Consider the following 1,892-nt stretch of genomic DNA (forward strand, 5'->3'; position numbering starts at 1 on the left):
CGAGCTCCATCTCGTCACCGAGAGCCGCGACCGCGGAAAGCTGCTCCGCGAGCTGGCTGTCCGTGACCACATCGATCTTGGTGAGCACGGCGACCGTCGGGGTTCCGCTGATCTGCGCGATCTCACCGGCGATGAACCGGTCACCCGGTCCGATCCGCTCGTCAGCCGGGATGCACATGCCGATCACATCGACCTCAGCCCACGTTGTCCGGACGAGGTCATTGAGCCGCTGCCCGAGCAGCGTGCGCGGCCGGTGCAGGCCGGGGGTGTCGACCAGCACCAGCTGGCCATCGTCGCGGTGGACGATCCCCCTGATCGCGTGCCGCGTCGTCTGCGGGCGGCTCGACGTGATCGCCACCTTCTGACCGACCAGGGCATTCGTCAGCGTGGACTTGCCCGCGTTCGGCCGACCAACGAAACAGGCGAACCCCGACCTGTAGCCGCCGAGGTCGCCTGTTCCGTTGTCGAGAACCGTCATCGCTGTTGCCGACGCCTCAGCGCATCGTCGACCGCGGGGTCCCCCAGCTGTGCCAGCCACTCCAGCAGACCCGGGTACGTCGACGGGTTCATCGCGATATGCGGGCGGAGCGAGGGCTCCCTCTGGGCGATGTCGGCCAGCGTCTGCAGAGCAGTGTTCGGGTCCGACGCCATCTCCGCGGTGAAGCCCGACGCCGCTGCCTCCGGCTCCGGAGCCTCCTGCGGCCCAGTTGCACTCAGGACCTCGGTCGGCTGATCGCCCGTCACGTCGCCCGGCTGCGCCGAGGGTGTCGCCCCGGTCGCCGTGTCGGCGTCGTGCGCCGGCTCGCCAGCGGCTTCCTCAGTCGCGGGGAACGCCTGGGTCGGCCGGTCCTCGGTCTGCATGCCGCCCTGGAAGACCGTCGTCGGCGCCTCGGCGGCAGGCCCGTCCTCCTCGGGAGCAGCCTCAGCAGAGGAGAACACCTCCGTGGACGCGGAGTCCTTAGTCCCCGGCCCCGCCTCGGACGGCGATGCTTCGGACAGGTTCTCCTGCTGCTCGCCCGTACTCGCCTCCTGCTCGCCGCCAGCGGCCGCCTTTTCCTCCGGCGCCTGCTCTGGCGGCTGCTCCGCAGGCACAGCCTCCTGCCCGGGCACGGGCTGCTGAGGCCAGGGCTGCCCCGGCGCGGGTGCGCCCGGAGCGGCTGCCGCGGACGGTCCGGGTGTCCCGGCCGCCGGAGGGTATCCGCCGGCTGCGTATCCCGGCGCACCAGGCTGGCCTGCCGGCGAAGCAACAGGCTGCTGGCCCGGGGCTCCGTTGACGCTCGCCTGAGCGAATGAGAACGCGCCGAGCTCGTCGCGGACCGATTTCGGCGCGGTCAGCGCCAGCACGATCACTACGGCGAAGACGAAGTACGCGCTGATGACGGTCGCCGTACCGACCGCGACGTCGGCTGAGTCCGAGCTGCCGAGCACCGCGGCCTTGACGATGCCGATCACCACCAGCGCTCCGGCCACCCCGACCACGACGGGACGCCCAGCCCGGGCGTCGCTGGTCAGCGCCTGCCGCCCAACGAGGAAAGCCGCCAGGGCGAACAGCGAGAACACGAGCACGGTGATGTAGGCACCACGCCCATCCTCGTTCTCGACCAACGTGAACCCGTAGATCGCGATCGCCAGGACGGCGATGATCGCGCCGGTCTCCAGCAGCCGCAGTGTCAGGTTCACCCAACGCCGCGCTCCGGCGTCCGGACGCATCAGCGCCAGCACACCGGGGGCCGCGGCCGCGACTCCGATCGCCGGCCAGAACAGGAACTCCGGCCCCTCGATCCGCAACAGCCACGCATCGCCGATCGTCTCTTCCGCACCGAGCGCCCAGAAGGCCATCATCAGGCCGACGACGCCGAGGACGATCGCGACGTCCCGCCAGGCCGCCTGAC

General features: G+C 70.9%; 2 protein-coding genes. Both read right to left on the reverse strand.

The genetic code is table 11. The features are described 5' to 3' along the window. Nucleotides 1-478: GTPase Era (locus ELR45_RS40820; protein WP_240759560.1), on the reverse strand; the 478-nt coding region annotated here is incomplete at its 3' end. Continuing rightward, nucleotides 475-1,892, reverse strand: a 1,418-nt coding sequence (locus ELR45_RS35090; protein WP_338069597.1) for a DUF7937 domain-containing protein, incomplete at its 5' end; no start/stop codon positions are given. The genes ELR45_RS35090 and ELR45_RS40820, both read right to left, overlap by 4 nt.

Origin of the sequence: Phytoactinopolyspora endophytica (assembly GCF_004138495.1) — a bacterium.
GTDB classification, from domain to species: Bacteria; Actinomycetota; Actinomycetes; order Jiangellales; family Jiangellaceae; genus Phytoactinopolyspora; species Phytoactinopolyspora endophytica.